Source organism: Sphingomonas sp. 179-A 2A2 NHS, from assembly GCF_045371305.1.
Classification (GTDB): Bacteria; Pseudomonadota; Alphaproteobacteria; order Sphingomonadales; family Sphingomonadaceae; genus Sphingomonas.
Genome location: NZ_JBIQDE010000004.1, coordinates 378,204 through 397,496, shown reverse-complemented (window position 1 = coordinate 397,496; position 19,293 = coordinate 378,204). Strand labels below are relative to the sequence as shown.

The 19,293-nt window shown below is 65.8% G+C and carries 21 protein-coding genes and 1 tRNA gene; 11 read left to right on the top strand and 11 right to left on the bottom strand.

Annotation, left to right across the window (positions count from 1 at the left end):
- Window positions 1–48 precede the first annotated feature (48 nt).
- From ACH0AE_RS11405 to ACH0AE_RS11385, 5 genes are all read left to right on the top strand, one after another.
- Window positions 49–1,794 carry an acetolactate synthase 3 large subunit gene (locus ACH0AE_RS11405; RefSeq protein ID WP_294441617.1) on the top strand — a complete coding sequence of 582 codons (1,746 nt, stop codon included), beginning with the start codon at window positions 49–51 and terminating at the stop codon, window positions 1,792–1,794.
- Window positions 1,795–1,921: 127 nt separating this feature from the next.
- The gene (gene ilvN / locus ACH0AE_RS11400; RefSeq protein ID WP_294441618.1) at window positions 1,922–2,437 is read left to right on the top strand and encodes an acetolactate synthase small subunit; all 516 of its coding nucleotides are present in this window, start codon (window positions 1,922–1,924) and stop codon (window positions 2,435–2,437) included.
- A gap of 134 nt (window positions 2,438–2,571) precedes the next feature.
- Complete coding sequence (gene ilvC, locus ACH0AE_RS11395) at window positions 2,572–3,591, top strand: ketol-acid reductoisomerase (protein ID WP_294441619.1); 1,020 nt, start codon at window positions 2,572–2,574, stop codon at window positions 3,589–3,591.
- 129 nt (window positions 3,592–3,720) lie between these two features.
- Window positions 3,721–4,431, top strand: a complete 711-nt coding sequence (locus ACH0AE_RS11390) for a hypothetical protein (protein ID WP_294441620.1) — start codon at window positions 3,721–3,723, stop codon at window positions 4,429–4,431.
- Between the two features lie 90 nt (window positions 4,432–4,521).
- A complete protein-coding gene (locus ACH0AE_RS11385; protein ID WP_294441621.1) occupies window positions 4,522–5,157 on the top strand; it encodes a YceI family protein in 636 nt (211 codons plus the stop codon).
- 18 nt (window positions 5,158–5,175) lie between these two features.
- Here ACH0AE_RS11385 and ACH0AE_RS11380 read toward each other — a convergent pair whose 3' ends face one another.
- The gene (locus ACH0AE_RS11380; protein WP_294441622.1) at window positions 5,176–5,571 is read right to left on the bottom strand and encodes a BLUF domain-containing protein; all 396 of its coding nucleotides are present in this window, start codon (window positions 5,569–5,571) and stop codon (window positions 5,176–5,178) included.
- Window positions 5,572–5,837: 266 nt separating this feature from the next.
- Between ACH0AE_RS11380 and leuA the strand changes: the two genes are divergently transcribed.
- Window positions 5,838–7,496, top strand: a complete 1,659-nt coding sequence (gene leuA, locus ACH0AE_RS11375; RefSeq protein WP_294441623.1) for a 2-isopropylmalate synthase — start codon at window positions 5,838–5,840, stop codon at window positions 7,494–7,496.
- A 248-nt stretch (window positions 7,497–7,744) separates the two neighbouring features.
- Window positions 7,745–8,347: a hypothetical protein gene (locus tag ACH0AE_RS11370; protein ID WP_294441624.1), complete on the top strand. Its 603-nt coding sequence runs from the start codon at window positions 7,745–7,747 to the stop codon at window positions 8,345–8,347.
- 4 nt (window positions 8,348–8,351) lie between these two features.
- On the opposite strand, the gene ACH0AE_RS11365 is transcribed toward ACH0AE_RS11370, so the two are convergent.
- From ACH0AE_RS11365 to folE, 3 genes are read right to left on the bottom strand one after another with little or no spacing between them, the layout of a single operon-like run.
- Window positions 8,352–8,702, bottom strand: coding sequence for a dihydroneopterin aldolase (locus tag ACH0AE_RS11365; RefSeq protein ID WP_294441625.1), 351 nt, complete (start codon window positions 8,700–8,702; stop codon window positions 8,352–8,354).
- A complete protein-coding gene (locus ACH0AE_RS11360) occupies window positions 8,695–9,441 on the bottom strand; it encodes an SDR family oxidoreductase (protein ID WP_406875760.1) in 747 nt (248 codons plus the stop codon). The genes ACH0AE_RS11365 and ACH0AE_RS11360 overlap by 8 nt, the downstream gene beginning before the upstream one ends.
- Window positions 9,442–9,482: 41 nt before the next feature.
- Window positions 9,483–10,112 carry a GTP cyclohydrolase I FolE gene (gene folE, locus ACH0AE_RS11355; protein ID WP_294441626.1) on the bottom strand — a complete coding sequence of 210 codons (630 nt, stop codon included), beginning with the start codon at window positions 10,110–10,112 and terminating at the stop codon, window positions 9,483–9,485.
- A gap of 218 nt (window positions 10,113–10,330) precedes the next feature.
- Here folE and ACH0AE_RS11350 point away from each other — a divergent pair, with 218 nt between their 5' ends.
- Window positions 10,331–13,318, top strand: a complete 2,988-nt coding sequence (locus ACH0AE_RS11350) for a TonB-dependent receptor (protein ID WP_406875749.1) — start codon at window positions 10,331–10,333, stop codon at window positions 13,316–13,318.
- A gap of 91 nt (window positions 13,319–13,409) precedes the next feature.
- Here the strand turns inward: ACH0AE_RS11350 and fghA are convergent, their stop codons facing one another.
- The gene (fghA, locus tag ACH0AE_RS11345; protein ID WP_294442707.1) at window positions 13,410–14,243 is read right to left on the bottom strand and encodes an S-formylglutathione hydrolase; all 834 of its coding nucleotides are present in this window, start codon (window positions 14,241–14,243) and stop codon (window positions 13,410–13,412) included.
- A gap of 179 nt (window positions 14,244–14,422) precedes the next feature.
- On the opposite strand from fghA, the gene ACH0AE_RS11340 reads away from it, so the two are divergent.
- On the top strand, window positions 14,423–14,743 hold the full coding sequence (locus ACH0AE_RS11340) for an SWIB/MDM2 domain-containing protein (protein ID WP_294442708.1): 321 nt from the start codon (window positions 14,423–14,425) through the stop codon (window positions 14,741–14,743).
- A gap of 192 nt (window positions 14,744–14,935) precedes the next feature.
- Window positions 14,936–15,343 carry a PRC-barrel domain-containing protein gene (locus ACH0AE_RS11335; RefSeq protein ID WP_294442709.1) on the top strand — a complete coding sequence of 136 codons (408 nt, stop codon included), beginning with the start codon at window positions 14,936–14,938 and terminating at the stop codon, window positions 15,341–15,343.
- 157 nt (window positions 15,344–15,500) lie between these two features.
- On the opposite strand, the gene ACH0AE_RS11330 is transcribed toward ACH0AE_RS11335, so the two are convergent.
- The 5 genes from ACH0AE_RS11330 to ACH0AE_RS11310 all read right to left on the bottom strand — a co-directional run bounded on the left by ACH0AE_RS11330 (window position 15,501) and on the right by ACH0AE_RS11310 (window position 17,912).
- Window positions 15,501–15,577 (bottom strand) — tRNA-Arg (locus ACH0AE_RS11330).
- 68 nt (window positions 15,578–15,645) lie between these two features.
- Window positions 15,646–16,074 carry a DUF1178 family protein gene (locus ACH0AE_RS11325; protein ID WP_294442710.1) on the bottom strand — a complete coding sequence of 143 codons (429 nt, stop codon included), beginning with the start codon at window positions 16,072–16,074 and terminating at the stop codon, window positions 15,646–15,648.
- On the bottom strand, window positions 16,071–16,895 hold the full coding sequence (locus ACH0AE_RS11320; protein WP_294442711.1) for a carbon-nitrogen hydrolase family protein: 825 nt from the start codon (window positions 16,893–16,895) through the stop codon (window positions 16,071–16,073). The genes ACH0AE_RS11325 and ACH0AE_RS11320 overlap by 4 nt, the downstream gene beginning before the upstream one ends.
- The gene (gene grxC / locus ACH0AE_RS11315; RefSeq protein ID WP_294442712.1) at window positions 16,892–17,152 is read right to left on the bottom strand and encodes a glutaredoxin 3; all 261 of its coding nucleotides are present in this window, start codon (window positions 17,150–17,152) and stop codon (window positions 16,892–16,894) included. Before grxC ends, ACH0AE_RS11320 begins: the two co-directional genes overlap by 4 nt.
- A gap of 31 nt (window positions 17,153–17,183) precedes the next feature.
- Window positions 17,184–17,912 carry a ComF family protein gene (locus ACH0AE_RS11310; RefSeq protein ID WP_294442714.1) on the bottom strand — a complete coding sequence of 243 codons (729 nt, stop codon included), beginning with the start codon at window positions 17,910–17,912 and terminating at the stop codon, window positions 17,184–17,186.
- Window positions 17,913–17,956: 44 nt separating this feature from the next.
- On the opposite strand from ACH0AE_RS11310, the gene ACH0AE_RS11305 reads away from it, so the two are divergent.
- Window positions 17,957–18,802, top strand: coding sequence for a class I SAM-dependent methyltransferase (locus tag ACH0AE_RS11305; protein WP_294442715.1), 846 nt, complete (start codon window positions 17,957–17,959; stop codon window positions 18,800–18,802).
- 3 nt (window positions 18,803–18,805) lie between these two features.
- On the opposite strand, the gene ACH0AE_RS11300 is transcribed toward ACH0AE_RS11305, so the two are convergent.
- Entirely contained in the window at window positions 18,806–19,195 is a 390-nt protein-coding gene (locus tag ACH0AE_RS11300; RefSeq protein ID WP_406875748.1) for a MerC domain-containing protein, read from the bottom strand.
- Between the last annotated feature and the right edge of the window lie 98 nt (window positions 19,196–19,293).

The following is a 19,293-nucleotide window of genomic DNA, read 5'->3' as shown; positions in this document are numbered from 1 at the left end:
GCCGCGGACGGCTAAACACCGTCCTGTAACGGCAGAAGGGAATTGGACGTGACTGAGAAGAGCGGAGCAGACATCCTGGTCGAGGCGCTGTGCGATCTCGGCGTGGACGTCATCTTCGGCTATCCTGGCGGTGCCGTCCTTCCGATTTACGACGCCCTCTTCCGTTCGAAGCGTATTCGCCACATCCTGGTACGGCACGAGCAGGCAGCGACCCATGCGGCGGAAGGCTATGCCCGCTCCACCGGCAAGCCGGGCGTGGTGCTCGTCACCTCCGGCCCCGGGGCGACGAACGCCGTCACGGGCATCACCGATGCGCTGCTCGATTCGATCCCGATGGTCGTCATCACCGGTCAGGTGCCGACGACGCTGATCGGCTCTGACGCTTTCCAAGAGGCCGATACCGTCGGCATCACGCGCCACTGTACGAAGCACAATTATCTGGTGAAGGATCCCGCGCGCCTAGGCGACGTGATCCATGAGGCGTTCCATATCGCCACCTCTGGCCGCCCGGGCCCGGTGGTCGTCGATATCCCGAAGGACGTCCAGGTCGCGACCGCGCGCTACACCAGGCCCGGTCCGATCCAGCACAAGACGTACCGTCCGGCGGTGAAGGCAGAGCGCAGCGAGATCGAGCAGGTCGTCGACATGCTCGCCGCGGCCGAGCGCCCGATCCTCTATACCGGCGGCGGCGTCATCAACTCCGGGCCCGGCGCGTCGCAGCTGCTCCAGGAGCTCGCGCGGATCACCGGCGCGCCCGTCACCTCGACGCTGATGGGCCTCGGCGCCTACCCCGCCACCTCGCCGCAGTTCCTGGGCATGCTGGGCATGCACGGCACCTATGAGGCAAACATGGCGATGAACCAGGCGGACCTGATCGTCGCGATCGGGGCGCGGTTTGACGACCGCGTCACCGGGCGTCTCGATGCCTTCTCGCCCAACAGCCGCAAGGTGCACATCGACGTCGACCGGTCGAGCATCAACAAGACGGTGCGGATCGATCTCGGCATCGTCGCGGATGCTGGCCACGCGATGGAGGACATGGTCCGCATCTGGAAGGCGCGGCAGCACCCGAAGCCCGACACGGGCGAATGGTGGCGCCGCATCGAGGGCTGGCGCGCGGTTCAGTGCCTCAACTTCCCGAAGGACGATGAGGTCATCATGCCGCAGCGCGCGATCCGCGCATTGTGGGAGGCAACCCGTGCGCGCGATCCGATCATCACCACCGAGGTCGGCCAGCATCAGATGTGGGCTGCGCAGCATTTCGGGTTCGAAAAGCCGAACAAGTGGCTGACGTCCGGCGGCCTCGGCACGATGGGCTATGGCCTGCCGGCCGCGATCGGTGCGCAGCTCGGCAATCCCAACGCGCTCGTTATCGACATCGCCGGCGAGGCCTCGATCCAGATGAACATCCAGGAACTGGCGACAGCGACGCAATACCGTTTGCCGGTGAAGATCTTCATCCTCAACAACGAGTATATGGGGATGGTCCGCCAGTGGCAGGAACTCACCTATGAGAGCCGCTACGCCGAAAGCTATTCGGATTCGCTGCCCGATTTCGTGAAGCTTGCCGAGGCTTATGGCTGGAAGGGGATCCGCATCGAGCATCCCGACCAGCTCGATCGGGGCATTGCAGACATGCTCGCACATGACGGCCCGGTGATGGTGGATTGCATGGTGGCGAAGCTCGCCAACTGCTTCCCCATGATCCCGAGCGGCGCCGCCCATACGGACATGATCCTGCAGGCAAACGAAGTGTCGGGCACCATGGACGACGAGGCCAAGGCGCTGGTCTGAGCCACAGGAAGTCCTCCCCGCAGGCACCTTCACCACCCGAGACATCCCTCCCCCGCCCCCTCCCATCGGGCTCCCATCAAAGTAGTGCTTTGACGGGGTCCAAGCGGGAGGGGAGAAGGAAGAAGCAGTGCACATCAAATCCGAAACCGCCGAGCGGCATACGCTCGCCGTCATCGTCGACAACGAGCCCGGCATCCTGGCGCGCATCGCCGGCCTGTTCACCGCGCGCGGCTATAATATCGAAAGCCTGACGGTGAGTGAGATCACCGCCGACAAGGCCGTCAGCCGCATCACGATCGTCACGTCGGCCAGCAAGCCGATGCTTGAGCAGATCGTGGCGCAGCTCGATCGGCTGGTGCCGGTTCACAAGGTGCGCGATCTCACCGCTGAGGGCGCGCACGTCGAGCGCGAGCTCGCGCTGGTGAAGGTGCGCGGCGTCAGCGATCACCGCATCGAGGCGCTCCGCCTTGCCGATGTCTATCGCGCGCGGGTGGTCGACGCGACCACCTCCAGCTTCGTGTTCGAAGTGACCGGCGGCATCGAGAAGATCGACAAGTTCGTCGAGCTGATGGGCGAAGTCGGCCTGATCGAGGTCGCCCGCACCGGCATCGTCGCCATCGCCCGCGGCAAGGACGCGGCATAACGTTTCATCAGAGGCTTCGTCCTCCCGGACCTCTCGCAGCGCCCGTCTCTTCACATTCGGCCCCGCCGATGTTGCACGATGGATGCTGAAATAGGTCCGGCGGGATGCCCAGAACTCAAAGGGAGTACCTACCAATGCGTGTCTATTACGATCGCGACGCCGATCTGAACCTGATCGCTTCCAAGAAGATCGCCATCGTCGGCTATGGTTCGCAGGGCCACGCCCATGCCCAGAACCTGCGCGACAGCGGCGTGAAGGAAGTCGCCATCGCGCTTCGTGAAGACTCGCCGACCGCGAAGAAGGTCGAAGCAGCCGGCTTCAAGGTCCTGAGCAACAAGGAAGCGGCCGGCTGGGCCGACATCCTTATGATCCTGGCTCCCGACGAGCATCAGGCCGCGATCTGGGAGAATGACCTGAAGGGCAACATGAAGCCCGGCAGCGCGCTTGCCTTCGCGCACGGCCTCAACGTCCACTTCGGCCTGATCGAGGCGCCGGCAGACATCGACGTCATCATGATCGCACCCAAGGGCCCGGGCCACACGGTGCGCAGCGAATATGTGAAGGGCGGCGGCGTCCCCTGCCTCATCGCCGTCCATCAGGACGCGAGCGGCAACGCGCACGACATCGCGCTCGCTTATGCCAGCGGCGTCGGCGGCGGCCGCTCGGGCATCATCGAGACGAACTTCAAGGAAGAGTGCGAGACCGACCTGTTCGGCGAGCAGGCCGTGCTGTGCGGCGGCATCACCCACCTGATCCAGGCCGGGTTCGAAACGCTGGTCGAGGCCGGCTACGCCCCCGAAATGGCCTATTTCGAGTGCCTCCACGAGACCAAGCTGATCGTCGACCTGCTGTACGAGGGCGGCATCGCCAACATGCGTTATTCGATCAGCAACACGGCCGAATATGGCGACATCACCACCGGCCCGCGGATCATCACGGACGAGACGAAGAAGGAAATGAAGCGCGTCCTCGCCGACATCCAGTCGGGCCGCTTCGTGAAGAACTTCGTGCTCGACAACCGCGCCGGCCAGCCGGAACTGAAGGCGGCGCGCAAGGCGGCCGCCGCGCATCCGATCGAACAGGTCGGCAGCAACCTGCGCGCGATGATGCCTTGGATCGGCGCGAACAAGCTGGTCGACAAGGAAAAGAACTAATCCTTTCCGCGCCCGGGAGGCTCGGTCGCTTCCCGGGCGCGTTGCATTACCTTCGGCAATTGTCGGCGCGCCACTGAACGGCTAGGCGCGCCTTCGATGCGGCCGGCGTCTCACACTCATGCGACGTATTTGGCCCGCCCGTCCTGGCGCAGCCGGCTCGCGTCCTCGGCCATCGCGCTCGGCCTCGCCGCATTGCTGATCCTCGTCCTGCTGCGGATGGGCGCGATGAGCTTCCCCCCGCCAGGCGGCGGGCGCGCGCTATCCACCTTTGATGTCGCCCCGCCCGGGCCAAAGGCCGCTCCCGCCCAGCGCCAAGAAGCGCGGGCTGCAACCACGCCGCGCCGCTCGGAACCGCAGCGCACCGCGCCGCCTCCCCCGCCCCTGCCGCCACCCCCGATCGAACTGCCCGGCGTGATCAACCTCTCCCGCGCAGACTTCGCCGCGTCCAATATCGGCCGCTTCCCCAAGGCAAGTGCGGAGCCGGGCGCTGGGACGGAGACCGCGCGCGCCGAACCAGGGGGCGGCGGAGGCGGCGGCGGGCCGAACGGCGAGACGCTCTACAACGCGGAATGGGTGCGCGAACCGACCCGCGCGGAGCTCGTCACCTATCTGCCGCAGCGCGCGCAGACCGGCTGGGGCATGATTGCCTGCCGCACAATTGAGCGCAATCACGTGGAGGATTGCCGCGAGATCGGCGAGAGCCCCGGTTCCGGCATCGCGCGCGGCTTGCGCCAGGCCTCGTGGCAGTTCCTGGTCCGCCCGCCGCGCGTCAACGGCCGCCCGATGATCGGCGCCTGGGTGCGCATCAAGTTCGATCTCGTGGTTGGTGTCAGCGAATAGACGAAATCGATCGTTTCGGCCGCGGACCTTTCTGCGTTCGAAGCGTTGTGGTTGATTGTCGCGTAACGATCATCTCGGGGAGTCCTTCACATGCGCATCGCCCATGCTTTCCTTCTGTCCGCCCTGTTTACCGGCGCCGTCGTCGCCCAGCAGGCGCCGATGACGGCACCCGGCTCCAAGAACGTCGCCGCGGTCACTGGCGGCACCTACACCGCCGACGCTGGACACACTCTGGTGGAATGGACCGTCGATCACCTCGGCTTCACGCCGTACTTCGGGCTGTTCGGCAACATCACCGGCACGCTGACGCTCGATCCGAAGAACCTCGGCGCGTCCAAGGTCGAAGTCTCGATCCCGGTGGCGGAAGTCACGACTGCCAGCGCCGGGCTCACCAAGCATCTGCTGAAGCCTGCTGACGCCGGCAAGTCGGCGGACTTCTTCGGCGCCTCGCCCGCCCCGGCGCGCTTCGTGTCGACTCGCGTCACGCCCAGCGGCCAGAATGCGAAGATCGACGGCAATCTGACGCTGAACGGCGTCACCAAGCCGGTAACGCTGGACGCGCAATTCTATGGCGCGGGAAAGATGCCGGCGCAGATGGGCGGCAAGGAAACCGTCGGCTTCACCGCGAACACCACGATCCGCCGCAGCGAGTTCAACATCGGCTACGGCATCCCGATGGTATCGGACGAGGTGAAGCTGAAGATCACCGCCGCGTTCGAGAAGTAAGCGGCGGCGCTCCCTCCGTTACGCGGCACTTCGGGCGGCGATCAGTCCTTCGAACGTGCCGCGGACGGAGGCGGAGGCCGATTCCAGGTGCCGGTTCATCCGCGCATCGAAATCGTCGGCCGTGTCGGTCGGCCCACGGCGCGCCATCTCCCACGCGCCGAACTCGCGCGCCTCGATCGCCCTGTCGTGCAACACCACGATCGCGCGGTGGCGCGGATCAGCGCGGATCCGGTCGAACACACCCTGAACCGCCGCGTCGCCGCCTTCCAGAACCTGGAGGAAGCGGTAGCCGTCGGTCCACAACAGGCCGGTGACCCCGTCGCGGCGATTGTTGCGCTGCGACGTCGCGAGGATCGCCCCGACCTCGATCGACGCGCCGGTGGAGGCAGTGCTGATATAGAGAAGCTGGCGCAACTTGGGTCCCTTGGCTGAACACGCCCCCCGGCGCGCACCCAGCGCTAACCGCCAAGTTCTTACGTAAACGTCAAAATTCCTGAAGGCTGGACATGCGCTCGATTATGCGGCAACCGCCGTGTCGATGATCCGCACGGGCGCCGTTCTTCTCCTTCGACTTACGCGCCCTTAGGCGCGACCAGCGACGTGCGCCCAGCGGGCGGCACGCGATCCGCCTAAGGGCCAGACGAGACGAAAAGACGCCCCTCCAGCGAAGCGGACCAACCATGCTGCGCGATCCATCGACCAAGTACCGCCCCTTCCCGACCATCAACATGCCGGACCGCACCTGGCCGTCGAAGGTGATCACCCGCGCCCCGCGCTGGCTGTCGACCGACCTTCGCGACGGCAACCAGGCGCTGATCGACCCGATGGATGCGGAAAAGAAGACCCGCTTCTTCGATCTTCTGGTGAAGGTCGGCCTGAAGGAGATCGAGGTCGGCTTCCCGTCTGCCGGCGCGACCGAATTCGATTTCATCTCCGGCCTGATCAAGCAGGATCGCATCCCCGAGGACGTGAAGATCCAGGTGCTGACACAGTCGCGCCGCGACCTGATCGAAACGAGCTTCCAGAGCCTGCAGGGCGCGCATTCCGCGATCGTCCACCTCTACAATGCGGTCAGCCCCGCATGGCGCCGCATCGTGTTCGGCATGAGCCGCGAAGAAGTGAAGGCGATCGCGATCGAGGGCGCGAAGGTGCTGCGGGACGAGGCGGCCAAGCAGCCTAACGTCGACTGGCATTTCGAATACAGCCCCGAGACGTTCTCCACCGCCGAGGTGGATTTCAGCATCGAAGTGTGCGCCGCGGTGATGGACGTGCTTCAGCCGACCGCCGAGCGCCCGATCATCCTCAACCTGCCGGCGACGGTCGAATGCGCGACGCCCAACGTCTACGCCGATCAGATCGAATATTTCGGCCGCCACATCCCGAACCGCGAGGCGGTGGTGATCAGCCTCCACACCCACAATGATCGCGGCACCGGCGTCGCCGCGGCCGAGCTGGGCCTGATGGCCGGCGCCGACCGCGTCGAGGGCTGTCTGCTCGGCAATGGCGAGCGCACCGGCAATTGCGATCTCGTGACCGTGGCGCTCAACATGTACACCCAGGGCGTCGATCCGCGGCTGGATCTCAGCGATATCGACGGGATCGTGAAGACGGTGGAATATGCCACCAACATCCCGGTTCACCCGCGTACGCCTTACGCCGGCGATCTCGTGTTCACCGCCTTTTCCGGCAGCCACCAGGACGCGATCAAGAAAGGCTTTGCGGCACAACAGGCGCGCAACGACGATTTCTGGGAAGTCCCTTATCTGCCGATCGACCCGGCCGACCTCGGCCGCAGCTATGAGGCAGTGATCCGCGTCAATTCGCAGTCCGGCAAGGGCGGCGTCGCCTGGGTGATCGAACAGGACAAGGGCCTGAAGCTGCCCAAGCGCCTGCAGGCCGATTTCAGCCGGCACGTCCAGGCGCTGGCCGACGAGACAAGCCGCGAGTTGAACGCCGCCGACATCTGGGGCGCATTCGAGCGCACGTACCTGCCGGGCGACAAGGATCGCTTCGTGCTGCGTGATTATGACGAGACGGGCAGCGTTGGCGATCGCCGCTTCGTCGGCCGCGTCGCGATCGACGGCGAGGAACGCTCGCTCTCCGGCCGCGGCAACGGCCTCATCTCAGGCGTCATCGCTGCACTCGCCGAATCGACCGGTCCGACGCTCGACGTGGTCGACTATGCCGAGCACGCGATCGGCCACGGCGCCGGCGCCCAGGCGGCCGCCTACGTTGAGTGCCGCACCGCGGATGGCCGCACCGTATGGGGCGTCGGCATCGATACCGATGTCGCCACCGCCAGCGTGCGCGCCGTGCTTAGCGCCGCCAATCGCGCGTAACCATCGGAGGCAGCGTCATCATGGCGCTGCCCTCCAGTCACTGGAAAATAATTCTCGCAGCCCGACCCCGAAACGCCTCAGATCGGCACAATATCGAGCTACGCCGGGCTGACTCAGGCGTTCGCTATATTGATCCTGATCCCTGCCCTTCAAATAATCGCGGCTTGATATTGCGATAATCTTAGCGGCCCAGCGCTGAGCATTACGCGTGACCCTCAGCCATCCGGCGCCGCGAAAGATCACCGACGATGAGCCCATTCGAGCTGGTCTTTGCGGTTTACGGCCTGCTGCTCGGCCTCGCCATTTCCGAAGTGCTCGGCGGCTTCTCCCGCGCGCTGAAGTTGAAGCGCGGCACGGCGGCCGTCCGCATCGGCTGGCTTTCACCATTGCTCGGCTGCGTTGCGATGCTTGACCTGTCGAGCTTCTGGCTTCTCGCCTGGTACTCACGCGAGCAGATCGACGCCAATTACATCACGTTGGTCTCGGTGCTGGTGATGGTCGGCATCTATTATCTCGCCGCCACGCTCATATTCCCAGACACCCCGGAAGAATGGCCCGACTTCGACGATTGGTACGACCGGCAGAAGCGGATGGTGGTCGGCGGCCTCCTCACCGCGAATGTCTGCAGCTGGATCGGTATCATCGCGCTGAGCGAACTTCATCCAGCGCCCGCATCCGAAGCGGAGGCCACCAGCAGCCTGGCCGAGATGGTCTACGATCTAGGCGGGATCTTCGCGCTCATTCTGTTCGCGCTTCTGATGATCGTCCGTTCGCGCCGCTGGAACGTGCTGTTCCTCGCATTGCTCTGCGTAACGCTCGTCACCGTCGGCTCGGCGGAGCAATATGTCTGATGGCTCAGCGGCTGCGCACAATCTCGCAACCGACCCGCGCATCGGGATAAACGTCGAGCTTCATCGAGCGCACCCGAACCTGGCGCACCCGCAAGTCGGAGAGGCAAAGCGCGGCCACCGCTTCGACCAGCGTCTCCTGCAACGCAAAGCCGGGCCCACGCGCCAGCTCGTGAATCCCCGTGCGGACAAAATCATAATCCAGCACTTCCTCGATCGCATCGGCAGTGGGCGGGCTTGGGTAGCTGACCGCCATTTCCACCGACAGGCGCACACGCTGCGGTTCCGCCTCGTGCGGATGGATGCCAAGCCGCATCGGCACGTCCAGGCGATCAAGGATGATGGTATAATTAGCCATCGCGCCGCTCCGGCCGCCGCGTCTCGAACATCACGTCGCCGGTCCGCTTCAGGAAGCGCTGGCCGCTATCAACATGGATCGTCTGGCCGGTGACGCTCGGCGCCCCGAGGAGGTAGACGACCGCCGCCGCCACCTGATCGGCCCCTACAGGCCGCCGCAACAGGTTCTCGCGCGCGACCCGATCGAATTCGTCTTCGGTCTGGTCGCCGCTCGGCAGCGTCAGGCCGGGCGCAACGGCATTCACCCGTACCCGCGGCGCAAAGGCCATCGCCATCATCTCGGTCGCGCCGGCAAGTGCGTACTTGGTCAGGCTGTAGGAGAAGAAGTCGGGATTGGGATTGGCGAGCTTCTGATCGAGCAGGTTGACGATCGCACCCTGCTCCAGCCCCGGTTGGGCCGCGAGCGCGGCACCCAGCATCGCGGGCGCCGTGCAATTGATCGCATAGAGGCGCGCGGCAAGCTGCGGATCGATCGCCTCGGGCCGATCCTCCTCGAACAACGATGCGCTATTGACCAGCCCGGTGATCGGGCCTTCCGCTGCGGCAATGGCGCGGTCGAACAGCGCACCGATCTCGTCGGTCCGCGACAGGTCTCCTCCAACGGCGACGCCGCCGATCTCAGCCGTCAGCGCTTCCGCCTCCGCCGCTGACGTGCCGTAGTGCACCACGACCAGCGCACCGGCCGCCGCGCAGGCCCGCGCGATCGCCGCGCCGAGCCGCTTGGCGCCGCCGGTAACCATCACAGTGCCCAGCCCAGCCGTCCCGTCGCTGCCGGCCCGCGTCACGCGCGGCCCTGCATATCCATCAGCGCCAGCACTTCCCTGCGGCTGCGCTCGTCATCGCGGAACACGCCCATCATCCGGCTGGTGACCATCGAGACACCCGGCGTGCGCACGCCGCGCGCCGTCATGCACGCATGGCTCGCCTCGATCACCACCGCGACACCCTGCGGCTTCAGGCCGTTCCAGATGCAGTCGGCGACCTCCGCAGTAAGCCGCTCCTGCACCTGCAGCCGCCGCGCAAAGGCGTGCAGCACGCGCGCCAGCTTCGAAATGCCCACGACATGGTCCTTCGGCAGATAGGCGATGTGTGCCCGGCCGATGATCGGCGCCATGTGATGTTCGCAATGCGACTGGAACGGAATGTCCCTTAACAGGACGATCTCGTCGTAACCGCCCACTTCCTCGAAGACTCGCGACAGGTGGTGCGACGGATCATCGGCGTAGCCCGCACAATATTCCTTCCACGCCCGCGCCACGCGCCTGGGCGTGTCGATCAGGCCTTCCCGCTCGGGATCGTCGCCAGCCCATTTGATCAGCGTCTTTATTGCATCGGCAACGTGATCGGGCACGACGATCTTTCCGTCGCTGCCTATAAGGTCCCCATCCTCGGGCGATCCGTTTGCAGTCATTTCCGAGACAAACCCTCTATTCTACAAAGCGATCCCGCGCGCCGACAGGATCGGTTCGGTTTCGCTACTGTTTCATTTCAGTCACTGCTCTGTGCACCCCGAACGCTTCTCGCGCAAATTCATTTGACGGGCGAAAATTTCGCGCGCTACGTTCCATACCGCACAGTGGAACTACCGCAGACCGGCAGAAGCCGGCGCGGCTCTAGGAGGGGATGCCAATGCGCAAGATGGATCTGTTTGCCGCGACCGCGCTCGCGCTGATCGCAACGTTGCCGAGCTATGCTGCCGCTCAGGCGGCGACCGGAACGCAGGATACCGCACCTACGAATACGGCGCCGACAGGTGCCTCGGCGAGCCCACAGGATGCCGGTGGCTACGGCGCGGACATTGTGGTTACCGCGCAGCGCCAGGCGCAGACGCTGCAGGAAGTGCCGATCGCGGTCACCGCATTCTCGGCCGCGGCCCTCGAAGCGCAGCAGATCGACAATGCGTCGGATCTGCAGCTGACGCTTCCCAACGTCACCTTCTCCAAGGGCAATTTCACCGGGTCCAGCTTCACCATCCGCGGCGTTGGTGACTTGTGCGTCGGCATCTCGTGCGACGCGGCGACGGCGATCCACCTTAATGGCTCCCCGCTGCTCGGCACCCGCATCTTCGAAACCGAATATTTCGATCTCGAGCGCGTCGAAGTTCTGCGTGGCCCGCAAGGCACGCTCTTCGGCCGCAGCGCTTCGTCGGGCGTGGTGAACTTCATCACCGCCAAGCCGCGCACGGATCGCTTCGCTGCCGCGGCCGAGGCCGAATATGGCAATTACGATTCGATCCGCGCCAAGGCGATGATCAACGTGCCGCTTGGCGAAACGCTGGCCGTTCGCCTGGCCGGCTTCTACCTCAATCGCGACGGCTATACGAAGAACCTGTACAACGACACGCGGATCGACGGCCGAGACATGTACTCGGTCCGCGGCTCGATCCGGTGGGAGCCATCGGTCGATACGACCGTCGACATCCTCGCGTCGTACTTCAAGGAAGACGATAACCGCCTGCGCATCCAGAAGCAGCTGTGCCAGACGGATCCGACCGGCGTTCTGGGCTGTCTCAACAACCGCCGCGATTTCGGCCGCACCAATACCAACTCGGGCTTCACCGGCACGCTGGGCAGCCGCGAATTTCTGTCGATTGCGTTCGGCAGCCCGCTGCTCGGCCAGGCGCTCGGCCTCGGCAGCGTGTACGGGCCGGACGCCTATGCCGGCAACCCGATCCTGCCCGATCCGCGCGAAGTCTACACCGCTTTCAATCCCACCTATAAGACGGACGAGACGACGTTCCAGGCGCGGATCGATCACAATTTCGGTCCGGTCCGCCTCCAGTTGACCGGCCTCTATCATGAGACGTCGGTCGATTCCTCGCAGGACTATAACCTTGGCGTTGCCAATCGCTCGCTGATCCAGCCGTCGCTCAACAACGTGGCGTTTGCGGCGGCGAATGGCCTCGGCCCGATCCCGGCGGCTTACTTTGCGCCGATCGCGCGCGCGCTGTTCCCGAACGGCCCGACTGGTGATCTGTGCACCTCGGCACCGCGCGGCACGGGCCTCGGCGTCTACGGCGGGTTCAGCAACTGCGGCCCCGTCCCGAACGCCTATGACCGCTCGACCCAGAAGACGAAGGACTGGTCGGTCGAAGGTATCATCACCTCCGATTTCGACGGCATGTTCAACTTCCTGCTCGGCGGCATCTATGTCGACGGCAAGGTCCGCAACGGCGACTATTACGTCAACGCCTTCGCCATTGACTACGTGACGGGCATTCTCGGCACCGTGCAGGCCGCGGGCGCGGGCCGCGCGCCGTCCTTCTCCGCCACGCCATACTTCTGGAACGCGACGCCTGAGTTCCGCTTGAAGTCCTACGGCATCTTCGGTGAGACCTATTTCGACTTCACCGACAAGCTGAAGCTAACGCTCGGCCTGCGCTACAACAACGACCGCAAGTTCGTCCGCTCGCGCTCAACGCTGGCAAGCTTCCCGGTTCCCTTCACGCAGACGGGCAGCGCCTTCGATGCGCCGGGCGCAGCAGGTTATGATGCCGACCCCGTCACGCCGGGGATTCAGCAGTTCGCGATCCGTCGCCGTACGTTCGACGAATTCACCGGCCGCGCCGTCGTCGATTACAAGATCACCGACGACAATCTGATCTACGCGTCCTACTCGCGCGGCTACAAGTCGGGCGGCTTCAACCCGCCGGTCCAGGTGCCGAACCTGGTGATCCCGGACTCCTTCCGTCCGGAAATCATCAACGCCTTCGAAATCGGCTCGAAGAACACCTTCGACAACGGCCGCTTCACCCTGAACCTCACGGGCTTCTATTATAAGTACAAGGGCCTGCAGCTCAGCCGCATCGTGGCCCGCTCGTCGATCAACGACAATATCGATGCCGACATCTACGGCGTCGAGGCGGACGCCTTCTTCCGGCCAGCGCCGGACTGGGCGATCAACATCGGTGCCAGCTACCTGAAGACGAAGGTCACGACGGACGATCCGTTCATTAACCAGCGAGACGTGTCGGGCGGAAACCCCAACACCGTCATCATCAAGGACCTTCAGGCCGCCTTCAACTGCGTCGTCCGTGGCAACAACGCGGCGGTCGCCCAGGCCTTCGTGACCGCGGTGAACACGGGGCTGGGCCTGCGTGGGCCCACGCCGTTCCCGGCTGATGCAAACGTCGGCGCGGCGACCGGCGCCTTCAGCCTCTGCGACGTGCTGGCCGCCCAGTCGGCGAACCCGGCCGTGCTCGGCCTGCTGCCCGCCGGCTCCACAATCAGCGTCTCGGAAGGCGTCGGCGTCAGCATCAAGGGCAATTCGCTGCCGCAGGCGCCGGTCGTGAAGTTCTCGGCCGGCGTGCAGAAGACGTTCGACTTCTCGAACGGCATGTCGCTCGTCCCGCGCTTCGACCTTACCTACACGGGCGAGAGCTACGGCCACATCTTCAACGGGCGCATCAATCGTATCGAAGGCTATGAGCAGGCGAACGCCCAGATCCAGCTGAACGGCGTGGACGATCGCTGGTTCGTTCGCGGGTTCATCCAGAACATCTTCGATAACAACGCCACCACGGGCCTCTACCTGACCGACCAGTCGTCGGGCCTGTTCACCAACATCTTCACCCTCGAACCGCGCCGCTACGGCGTGGCCGCGGGCTTCAAGTTCTAAGATGGAGCCTGCCCCGCACTCCCGGGGCAGTGTTTCCGAACGGCAAACTGGGGCGGCGCCTTCGCGGGGCCGCCCATCTTTGTTGCGCGCGTCAGCGCAGGCGCGCCGCCGCCCAGGCGACGTGATCGGCCATGAAGGTCGAAATGAAATGGTAGCTGTGGTCGTAGCCCGGCTGTCGCCGCAGCGTCAGACCAATGCCCGCCGCCGCGCATGCCGCTTCCAGCAATTCAGGCTTCAATTGCTCGGCCAGGAACCCATCAGCCTCGCCCTGGTCGACCAGGATCTCCGGCACCCGCGCGCCGTCCTCGATCAGCGCGCAGGCGTCATAGGGCCGCCACAGCGCGCGGTCCGGCCCCAGATATCCACCCAGCGCCTTCTCGCCCCACGGGCAATGCAGCGGCGACGTGATCGGCGCGAAGGCGGATATGCTGCGGAAGCGGCCGGGATTACGCAGCGCGATGGTCAGCGCCCCATGCCCGCCCATCGAATGGCCGGTGATCGACTGGCGCGCCAGGTCAGCCATCGAGAATTCGGTCGCGATCAGGCCGGGCAGTTCGTCCTCGATGTAGCTGCGCATGCGGAAGTTCGCCGCCCACGGCTCCTCGATGGCATCGACATAGAAGCCCGCGCCCTGGCCGAAGTCCCAGCTGTCGTCGTCCGGCACGCCCCCGCCACGCGGGCTGGTGTCGGGCGCGATGAAGATGATGCCGTGCTCGGCGCAGGCGCGGCGATACTCGCCCTTGTCGGTAACATTGGCGTGCGTGCACGTGAGGCCGGAGAGGTACCACAGCACGGGGAGCCGCTCGCCTTCCACATGCGCCGGCACATAGACCGAGAACGTCATGTCCGTCCCCGTCGTCGCGGCGCGATGGCGGTACACACCTTGGGTGCCGCCAAACGCCTTGCTCTCGCTGACCGTTTCCATTTGCGTCTCCATCTACTAGCGCGCGACCTAGCGCGGTGTTCGTGCGTTAGCGAGACGATCAACGCTGGACGGTGCTGCAAGGGCGTGACAAGCGCGCCCGACCGGCGCAGAACAACGATCGCGCTTCGCAAGCGTGATTCCGCGGATGCCGAATAACCGGCGCAACAGGAAGGAATGCAATGGCTACCAAGACCAAGACCGGAGAGGCGACCAAGGCGAAGGCCGGCGCTGCGAAGAGTGGAGATGCCAAGCCGAAGACTGGTGGCATCCACGCCCCGGTTCAGCCCTCGCCCGAACTCGGCGCCGTTGTCGGCAATGATCGCCTGCCGCGCAGCGAAGTGATCAGCAAGGTCTGGGAATACATCAAGTCCAAGAACTTGCAGAACCCGGAAAACAAGCGCGAAATCCTCGCCGACGACAACCTCAAGAAGGTTTTCGGCAAGGACAAGGTGACGATGTTCGAGATGAACAAGTACATCTCCGCGCACGTAAAGGCCTGATCGAGACGACATCGTCTCCCCGGGGGCGCGGCCGCGGCAGCGCCCCCGGTCGGCTGCGCGTTCGATCCACTGCACCCACGGCGGTATGGCTCGCCACGCGCGCCGGCGTACCTACTCCAGCCGGTTGGCTTCCCCACCGGAACGTCTCGCTCCACCACGGCGTTTCCCCACCTCTGGTGAGAGGAACGACCGATGAAAAAACCGCTGCTTACCGCCGCCTTTGCCACCGCTCTGCTTGCTGGATGTAACAGCGAGAGCCGTGCGGCCGAAGAGAAGAGGGAGCGCGACGCCCAGCAAGCCGCTGCCATCGCCGGCGCAGAGGCCGTCGCCCTCGGCCTCACCGAGGCTCAGCTGCTCGACGCTGATCTGATCGGCCCGGATGGAGCGGAAATCGGCGAAGTCGAAGAGGTCGTTCGCGGCCCCTCGGGCAAAGTCGAACGCCTGCTGGTCGAGGTCGAAGACACGACCCCCGATCGCTACGTTCATGTGCCGATCGAAGGCCTGACCCCGGTCAAGCGGGGCGATGACACCGATCTGTCCACTACCATGACGAAGCAGCAGCTCCAAGCTCTGCCCGAGGTGAAACGGCGGCCACGCTGAACCGCCGGCCCCGCCGCCTCAGCGCATCGGGGTGGATTAAGCAACCCGACTGTCGCGACGGGTCGCGTCGCGGCGCGCACGACGCGATCGCTCTATTCGCATTAGCTCCGGGTCGTCACCGGACCACTGTACCTGCCAGCTGCCGGCAGCGGCAGCATGGTGCCCCCGGCGAGATTCGAACTCACGACCTGCGGTTTAGGAAACCGTCGCTCTATCCTGCTGAGCTACGGGGGCACGGGCGCCTAGCTACGGTGTGCGCGGGGGGCGGTCAATCGGCCCCGCCGCACGCCACATCGCGCGGCTCAGTTCGCCTTTTCCGGCGGCACGATCGGCAGCGGCAGCGGCGCAACGGGCACGCCTTCGTCGACCAGCGCCTTCGCCTCGGCAAGCGTGGCTTGGCCGTGGATCGTCTCGTGCGGCTGGTCACCGGCATGCATCGCGCGCGCCTGTGTTGCGAACTCTCCGCCGACCCAGCGCGACCCCTCAAGCACCTTGCGTTGTGCGGCCGCCAGCGCCTGCAGCGCCGCCTTTACCTCGGCCGGCGGGCTGGGCGTCCGCGCATTGCCTTTTGGCGCGACGTTCGGCGCCATCACTGCCTTCACGACCGCCGTGTCGCCGCACATCGGGCAGGCGACCAGCGCGCGCTCGCGTTGCTCTTCAAAGGCACTGGAAGAGCCGAACCACGCCTCGAACACGTGGCCGCTGGCACATCGCAGATCGAAAACGATCATTCCGCCACCGTCACCGGCGGCACCGGGCGGCGATGCGCGATCACCGGGATGCGCGCACGCACGTCCGCCGCGCGATTCGGAGCGATCTCGACGAACCCGAGCCCGGGCGCATCATCCATGTCGCACAGCACCTCACCCCAGGGATCGATCGCGAGCGAATGGCCGTAGGTCGCTCGGCCGTCCTCATGCTCGCCCGTTTGCGCCGCCGCGATCACGAATGCGGCCGACTCGATGGCACGTGCGCGAAGCAGCACATGCCAATGTGCCGCGCCCGTTGGTCGCGTGAAGGCCGCAGGCACGGAGATGATCGTTGCGCCAGCGTCGCTCAACGCCTGGAACAGGGCCGGAAAGCGCAGATCGTAGCAGATCGTCAGCGCAAGCCGACCGAGCGGCGTATCGACCACCACGCCCCCCTCGCCCGGCGCATAGGCAGCCGATTCGCGCCAGCTTTCGCCGGTCGGCAGGTCGACGTCGAAAAGATGGATCTTGTCGTAGCGCGCCCGAATCGCCCCGGCGCCGTCGATCACGAAGCCGCGATTGGCCAGCCAGCCGTCGTCGCGCCGCAATGCCAGGCTGCCGAGATGTACCCAGATCCCGGCGCGCGCAGCCGCATCGCGCACCGCCACCAGAACGCGATCGTCGTCCTCTGCGACGATCGACGCAGCCGCGCGCTGCCGGTCACGATCCAGCAGGCCCGACATCTCAGGCGTGAACAGCATCGCCGCACCGTCATCGGCGGCGGCGCGGATCGCGTCGGTAATCGTGGCGGCATTGGCTGCGGGATCGATCCCGCTCGTCATCTGGAGGATCCCTGCCCTCATGGCGGGCTGAGCATCGCATCAAGCTGGCCGGCACGCTCCAGCGCGGCCAGATCGTCCGATCCGCCGACATGCTTCCCGTCGATGAAGATCTGCGGCACGGTGGTGCGCCCGCCGGCCCGATCGATCATCTCGACGCGCTTCGGCCCGCCAAGCGTGATGTCATATTCGGTCGGCTCGACGCCCTTCGACGCCAAGAGCTGCATCGCACGGGTGCAATAAGGGCACCACGCCTTCGTGTAGATTTCTACCTGGGCCATATCCGCGAGTTGTGGACGCGACGGGCGATTGTCAATCCGCCGCGGCGTCGTCCAGCACCCGTGCCCAGCACAGGATCGATACCTGCGCCGCGCCGCCGCGCAGCAGGGCGGCAACGCATGCGCTCGCTGTCGCGCCGCTGGTATGCACGTCATCGACCAGCACGATCCGCTTGCCATTGATCGGCCCGGCGGCACGCGGCGTCAGGGCAAAGGCCCCCTGCACTGCCTTGCGCCGATCCTTCGCGCCCAACCCGCGCAACACCGGCGTAGCTTTCGTGCGGTTGAGAAGTGCCCCGTTTGCAGGCACGCCGCTCGCTCGTGAAAGTGCGCCGGCGATCAGCCCGGCCTGATTGTAGCCGCGGGACCACAATCGCCAGCGATGAAGCGGCACCGGCACGATCAGATCGGCATCCGCCGACAGATGGCGCAGCATCAGCCGCGCCGCCGTCTCGGCAAAGGCGGCCCGCCCGCCGTATTTCAGGCGCAGCGCCACCGTCCGCGCGATATCGCCATAGACGACCGCCGCATCGAGCCCCGCGTGGCGCGGCGGATCGGCGATGCAATCAGCACACCGGCTGTCCGCGCCACGATCATAAGCGAACGGCGCGTGGCAACTCGCGCACCACGGCGGCGCCAGGAAACGAAGCGCGCTCCAGCAGGTCACGCAAAAGCGATGGTCTGCGGTGGTGACGATCCCGCAGCCGGGGCAGCGCGGCGGCAGCGCCAGCGAAATCACCGGCTCGATCAGCGGGATGGGCATCGCAACCCTTGTTCCCCCTCGCCCGCGCGCGCACAAGCCGCCGCATGAGCACGCCCGAGATTTTCGATCGATCCGCCCGCCGCCAGCGCCGCGACCGTGCCGCGTCAGGCTTTGCCGCACATGATTTCCTGCGCGCGGCGATGCTGGACGGGATCGAGGAGCGCCTCGCGAGCGTCCGCCGCAGCTTCACAGACGTGCTCGATCTCGGCTGTTTCGATGGCAGCTTCCAGCCGCCGGCCGGCGCACGGGCGGCGCGGCTCGATGCCGGCCACGCCTTCGCGCGCATGGCTGGCGGCGTGCAGGGTGACGAGGATCGCCTGCCTTTCGCCGACGCTTCGTTCGATCTCGTCGTCTCCGCCGGTGTGCTGGACCAGGTCAACGACGTCCCCGGCGCGCTCAGCCTCATACGGCGCGTGCTCCGGCCCGACGGCCTGTTCCTCGGAGCGATGCTCGGCGCCGGTTCACTGACCGCGCTCCGCGCTGGCTTCCGTGTGGCCGAGGCCGAGCGCCCGGCGGCCCGCCTCCATCCGCAGATCGAGGTGCGCTCGGCCGGCGATCTCCTCATGCGCGCCGGCTTCGCGCTGCCGGTGGCGGACGTCGAAACGTTGCGCGTCCGCTATGGGGGGCTGGGCCGGCTGATCGAGGATCTGCGCGGCATGGCGGGGACGAACCTGCTGGTCGAACGTCAGCCGCTCAGCCGCATGGCGCTCGCCCGCGCCGCCAATGCTTTTGCCGAAGCCGCCGATCCCGACGGGCGCACGTCGGAGCGATTCGAGATCATCTTCCTCACCGGCTGGGCACCCTCGCCCGATCAGCCGCAGCCGGCACGGCGCGGCAGCGCCACGGCATCGCTCGCCGCGGCGCTGAAGCGCGATCAGACGGGAGGCTGAAGCCTAATTGTCGGCGCGGCGGTTGAGGTCGTGGCCGAAAGCCAGGATGCCGACGCCGATGATGGTCCACAGCGCCTCGCCGCCTTCCAGGAAGGCCGTGTCATGCGGCAGCGTCATCGCGCCGGCCATGATGCCGAGCCCCAGCGAGCCGGTGGCAAGCGGCAGCAGGTAACCGTGCTGCATCGCGCCCCGGCCCAGGCCGATCGCGCCAAGCACGATGGCGATGCCCAGCCCCACCTCGTGGAAGATCGGGTTGCCGAGAAGCCCGCCGACCGTGGAGAGCATCGCGAAGAACACCGCACTCGCCACGCAATGAACGATGCACAGGCCCGACACGTACATCGCGATCCGGTCGAGGCCGATCGGACGAGAAAGGCGGGTGATCGTTGTCATCGATCGACCATGTAGCGCGGTTATAGGCGGGTTACAATATCACATTAACTCACCCCGCCGAGCCCGCCCGCCATTGCCCGCGCCACGCCATGTGCTTA